This is a genomic window from Desulfovibrio sp. 1188_IL3213, assembly GCF_036763145.1.
GTDB lineage: Bacteria > Desulfobacterota > Desulfovibrionia > Desulfovibrionales > Desulfovibrionaceae > Desulfovibrio.
This window is the reverse complement of record NZ_JBAIYR010000130.1, coordinates 1-5,608: the sequence shown is the minus strand read 5'-3', so window position 1 is coordinate 5,608 and position 5,608 is coordinate 1. Positions and strand designations below refer to the sequence as shown.

Annotated in this window: 3 protein-coding genes and 1 pseudogene; 3 read left to right on the top strand and 1 reads right to left on the bottom strand. The window is 58.2% G+C overall.

The window, feature by feature from the left end:
* Together V6C16_RS07025 and leuB are read left to right on the top strand one after the other, a co-directional pair.
* Window positions 1–1,134: pseudogene (locus V6C16_RS07025) on the top strand (ATP-dependent helicase); the annotation flags it as partial.
* Between the two features lie 444 nt (window positions 1,135–1,578).
* Window positions 1,579–2,652 carry a 3-isopropylmalate dehydrogenase gene (gene leuB, locus V6C16_RS07020; RefSeq protein WP_333536480.1) on the top strand — a complete coding sequence of 358 codons (1,074 nt, stop codon included), beginning with the start codon at window positions 1,579–1,581 and terminating at the stop codon, window positions 2,650–2,652.
* A gap of 123 nt (window positions 2,653–2,775) precedes the next feature.
* Here the strand turns inward: leuB and V6C16_RS07015 are convergent, their stop codons facing one another.
* Window positions 2,776–5,055: a sensor domain-containing diguanylate cyclase gene (locus V6C16_RS07015; protein WP_333536479.1), complete on the bottom strand. Its 2,280-nt coding sequence runs from the start codon at window positions 5,053–5,055 to the stop codon at window positions 2,776–2,778.
* Between the two features lie 206 nt (window positions 5,056–5,261).
* Between V6C16_RS07015 and V6C16_RS07010 the strand changes: the two genes are divergently transcribed.
* Window positions 5,262–5,608, top strand: a 347-nt coding sequence (locus V6C16_RS07010; protein ID WP_333542942.1) for an FAD-dependent oxidoreductase, incomplete at its 3' end; no start/stop codon positions are given.

Genomic DNA, 5,608 nt, shown 5'->3' with positions numbered 1-5,608 from the left:
GGCGTCCCACCCGGATCCATGCTGCTGCTCACCTTTCCCCGCAAGGCTGCGCAGGAAAGGCTGCACCGCGCGGGCATGCTGCTGAACCACGGCCTTTCCGGCGTGCAGGGCGGCACGTTTCACGCCTTTGCCTTCAGCGTGCTGCGCCGCTGGAAGCCCGCATGGCTGACCGACCGTCCCTTCACGGTGATGGATGCGGCAGACATTACCGCTGCCGTCAAACACTGCCGCGACGACCTGAAGCTTGGCAAGGGCGACAAGTCCTTTCCCAAAACCCAGACAGTGGTGGGGCTGCTCAGCAAGGCCCGCAACAAGGAACTGCCGCTGGACGAAGTGCTCCGGCGCGACGCCTTTCACCTGCTGCCCCACGCCGAAAGCCTGACCAGGCTGGGCGAGGCGTACAATACCTACCGGCGCGAAAAAGGCCTCATGGACTATGACGACCTGCTCTTCGAGCTTGAGGCCCTGCTGCGGCAGAATGAGGCCGCAGCAGCCGACCTGCGCCAGCGCTTCAGCCATATTCTTGTGGACGAATATCAGGACACCAACCTGGTGCAGGCCCGAATTGTGCGTCTGCTGGCCGGGCCGGAAAACGCGCCTCCCGGCAACGTGATGGCCGTGGGCGACGAGGCGCAGTCCATTTACGCCTTTCGCGGGGCCAATGTGCGCAATATCCTGGATTTTCCCAAGCTTTTTCCCGGTGCGCGCCTCATCCGCCTGGAGGAAAACTACCGCTCCACCAAGCCCGTGCTGGAGGTCGCCAACAGCCTGTTGGCCCATGCGGCGGAATCGTTCCGCAAAAAACTGTTTACCCGCAAGGAAGGGGGCGAACAGGTACGGCTGGTAACCCCCCTCAGCGATGCCAGCCAGGCGCGCCTTGTGGTGCGCCGCATTGAAGAACTGCTGCGCGATCACATGCCCCACGAAATCGCGGTGCTCTTTCGCGCGGGTTTCCATTCCTACAATCTTGAGATGGCGCTCAACCAGGCCGGTATAGGTTTTCGCAAATACGGCGGCCTGCGCTATACCGAGGCAGCCCACGTCAAGGACGTCATGGCCTACGCCCGGCTGCTGCTCAACCCGCTGGACCTGCCCGCCTTTGCCCGCGTCCATGGCCGCCATTCTCGCCAAGGGGGGACTGGTGGGTTACGTGAAGGAAAGGCTGGCTTAGAGGCGCGGCGCTTTCCTGCCTTTCGCGCGTATTGCCGCAGGACCAGCGCCACAGAGCGGGGCCGAGGGCTGGTAAAAAGCTCGTCCCGAAGACAGGGCCGCGCTGTGTCTGTATGGTGAAGCGTGGGGGCAGAGGTTTTGCAAATGTTGGGCAGGGCCGGAGCAGATGCGCCGCAAGACTGCCCTGGCTGCTGCGCGGGCAGATGTCCGCCACGAGGACGCACGCGCGGCTTGCCTGCACTGGTCAGTTCATGGCGAACGCCGCAGTGCTTTGAGAAGGTATTTTTCTCACAGGCGCAATCCGTGCGGGGCAGGCCCGCCGGGGCGAGAAAGAGCCTGAATCGGGGAAGGAGCCGTGCGAAAGGCAGGGCGTTCCCGAAGATGATCAAATATATTCAAGGATGTTTCATGAAAAAGACTATCTGCCTGTTGCCCGGCGACGGTATCGGCCCGGAAATAGTAGCCCAGGGCGTCAAGGTGCTGGAGGCCACGGCTGAAAAATTCGGCCACAGCTTTGTTTTCGAGACTGCCCTGATCGGCGGCGCGGCCATTGACGCTGCGGGCGATCCCTTGCCGGAGGCAACTGTACGGCTCTGCCGCAATGCCGATGCCGTGTATCTGGGCGCGGTGGGCGGTCCCAAATGGGATGGCATGAGTCAGGAACTGCGGCCTGAAAAGGGCCTGCTGCGCATCCGCAAAGAACTCGGCCTGTTTGCCAACCTGCGCCCGGCCATACTTTTCCCCGAGCTTGCGGGAGCCTGCCTGTTGCGGGCCGACATCGCGGCCAGAGGGCTTGACCTTGTGGTGGTGCGCGAACTGACGGGGGACGTATACTTCGGTGAGCCGCGCGGCATTGAAATGCGCGGTGGCCTGCGCACCGGCTACAATACCATGCTGTATAATGAGGAAGAAATCCGCCGCATCGCCAGGGTTGCCTTTGAAACGGCGCGTAAGCGCAGACGCAAGGTGTGTTCGGTGGAGAAGAGCAATGTGCTGGAATGCTCGCGTCTGTGGAAAGAAGTGGTCGTGGAAGTCCACCGGGAATACAGCGATGTGGAATTGAGCCACATGTATGTGGACAATGCCGCCATGCAGCTTGTGCGCGACCCCTCGCAGTTTGATGTGATCCTGACAGGCAATATCTTTGGCGACATCCTGTCGGACGAGGCTTCGGTCATCACCGGCTCTCTGGGCATGCTGCCTTCCGCCTCCACCGGGGCTGACGGGCCGGGCCTGTTTGAGCCGATACACGGCTCCGCCCCGGATATCGCGGGCCATGATGTGGCTAATCCCCTGGCGACCATTCTTTCGGCCGCCATGATGCTGCGTCTGGGGTTTGATATGGCCGAAGAGGCAGACCACATTGAAAAGGCCGTGCGCAAGGCCCTGGCCGACGGTTTTCGCACTGCCGACATTATGGAACCCGGCAAGGAACTGCTCGGTTGCGCAGCCATGGGCGATAAAGTGGTGGAACGCCTGTAGGGCAAGTCCTGCGCAAAAGATTCTGGCTGTCGGTATTCCATCAGAAAAGCCCGCGTTTCGCGGGCTTTTCTGATGGAATACACCTGTCGGCATGCTTTTTGGCATGCGGGCATCTGTGCGGCATCACTGCTCGTCGGGGAAAAGGGTGTCGCGCGCGCTTTGTTGTTCGCCAGCGGTCAGTTCCGCATAAAAAACGCACTGGTTGCGGCCCCGTCTTTTGGCTTCATAGGTAGCCATGTCGGCATGCTGGTACAGTTCAAGAAAATCGTGTCCGTCAGTGGGGTGACAGGAGACGCCCACGCTGGCGGTAAGGGGCTGGTCGTCTTCGCCCTGGCCGCACTGAAGGCGCAACTGCCTGACCAGGGTCGCGGCTCTTTCATGTATTTTTGAAAGCGGCATGGTTTCGGTGCAGAAAACAAGAAACTCATCGCCGCCCACACGGCCCACAATATCACTGCTGCGGAAATTGCGGCGGATGATCTGGGCCATCTGATAGATGGCCTTGTCGCCCACGGTGTGGCCAAACCTGTCATTGATGCTTTTGAAGTTGTCAAAATCTATCATGAACATGGCATAGACGCCGATGTTTGAGCCGTTGTGCAAACTCAAAAAGCGCGAAATGGCCTGCTCCGTGGCGCGCTTGTTGAACATGCCCGTGGCGCTGTCGCGCGTGGCCTGGGTGCGCAGACGCAGTTCAAGAGTTTTTTGCCGGTCGATATCAGTGATGATGCCGATGAAATATATGGGTTTTCCCTGGGCGCTGAGGAGGCTTGAGGCTTCAATGCGGTACCAGTGGTACAGGCCGCTGGTGTCGCGCAGGCGCAGCTCAACCTGTTTTTTATGCTCATACATGTCCTTGTGGACGCGCTTTTGAAAATCTTCAAGCAATTCCTGGTCGTCTGCATGCACGGGAATTTTCCCCTGTTCGGGATCCGGCTCAAGAATGTTGAACACATGACCGAAGGTCTGCATCCATTTTGCGGAACAGGAAAAGTTGCCGGTAATGAGGTTCTGCTCAAAGATAATGATGTCGTGCTGCTCCAGAATGAACTGATAGCGCTCGTCTGAAATGCGTTTGGCCTGTGCGGCTTCTTTGTTGTGGGTAATATCAAAGACAATGCTCTGGATATACGTCTGGCCTGGCCCGGCCTGAACCGGTGACCCTTTATGGTACAGCCAGATAAGGGAGCCGTTTTTGGCGCTGGTGCGGTATTCCACATCAATGGGAATTCCCTCTTCCAGTTGCTGCTGCATGGTGCGGAGGGTGGTTTCCCGGTCAGCCTCAAAAATGGACAGGGCGAAGTCATTGCCGAAGCGCTGGTCAAACTCGTCCTTGCGATAGCCGAGCATTCTGAGAAAATTGGGACTGATGAACTGGAATTTGCCGTGCAGCCCGCCGAACTTGATAACGCCGCCGGATATGCTTGCGATGATGGAGCGGTAGTCTTCCTGCTGATGGTGGATGGTACGGTGATAGCTTTGCATGACACCGATGATGAGGATCAGCAGCAGCCCGGCCAGGATGGAAAGCCGCCAGGCCAGGGTGGTGGTAATGTCGTTTTGCCTGTCCACCAGATCATTGACCACTTCTTCCGGAAGCAGCGAGACCACCTGCCAGCCGTACTGTGGCAGCGGCACGTGGGTAACGTAGTAGGCGTGCTGGTTGTCCCTTACCAGGCTGTCTGTTCTGGGCGCGGTGGCGGAAAAAATGGGCTGAAGGTGTTCATGCAGTGAGGCGGGCAGCCCTTTTTCAGCCATCTGAGGAAACAGCCTGTCAAGGCTGCCCGGCGGCGCGGCCGAAAACAGCATGCGGCCGTTGCCGTCAAAGACCATATTACAGACTTTGTCGTTAAACGCTCTGGTAAACAGGCTTTTTTTCATCGGCCCGTCTTCAAGCTCGCCAATCAGCACAGCCACAATTTTCCCATCGCGTTGTATGGGCAGCGCCACGGCAAGCTTGCTGCCTTTGCCGTCCGGCACGGCGGCGATATTGGCTGTTCCAGTAAGGGCACGCTCAAAAAGGCTTTTTTTGCTGCTTTGCTCAATATCAATGGAAAGGCCCGTCATGGAGCAAAAGCCCTGACCATCCGGGCTGATGATGGCAAATCTTTTCAGACCGGCGGCACGTAACAGCGGCGCATAGTGCAGCACGCAGTCCTTGCGGGGCAGGCAGTCTTCCTGAGCAAGAAAGCTGGTAATCTCCTGTAATTCATTGAGCTTGTTTTCAATGCTGTGTTCAAAGTCATCGGCAACGCGCAGGCTTACTTCAGCAAGGCGGGTGGTGAGGTCCTGCGAGAGGTGGCGCGTTGTTTCCACGGTGTACTCGCGCACCACTATGAGCAGCGCGGTGAAAAGCGCCGTAAGAACAACGATAGCTATGAGGGTTTTGGACGACTTGACCATGCATTTACCCGTGTTAGAATAACCCCTCGACAATACGCATTTTAAATGACGATGGGAAGAGCGCCCGGGGCATGCAAAAAAGGCAGCCGTACCGTGGCGAACTTGTGAATATGAATTTCGATATAAAAAATAACGTGTTATTGATTATTGCTCTCATGCTTGCCAGAAGCCTTTTTTTCTTACAATCTGCCCGCAGAGGAGAATATATGCAAAAATTGTCCATAGCCGTGGTGGGCGGCGGCCTTGCCGGTTGCGAATGCGCTTTGCGTCTGGCCCGCTCCGGACATGCGGTGGAGCTTTTCGAGCAAAAACCCCTGTTCCGTTCGCCAGCCCACGTCAGCGACCATCTGGCGGAGCTTGTGTGCTCCAACTCCCTGCGTTCGGACGAGCCAACTTCGGGCGTGGGGCTGCTCAAGGCCGAAATGCGCGCTCTGGGCAGTCAGTTTATGGAAGCTGCCGATGCTTGCCGTGTGCCTGCGGGCAAGGCTCTTGCCGTAGACCGCGAGGCTTTTGCCCGCAACATGAGCGAACGTGTGGACGCCGAGCCGAACAT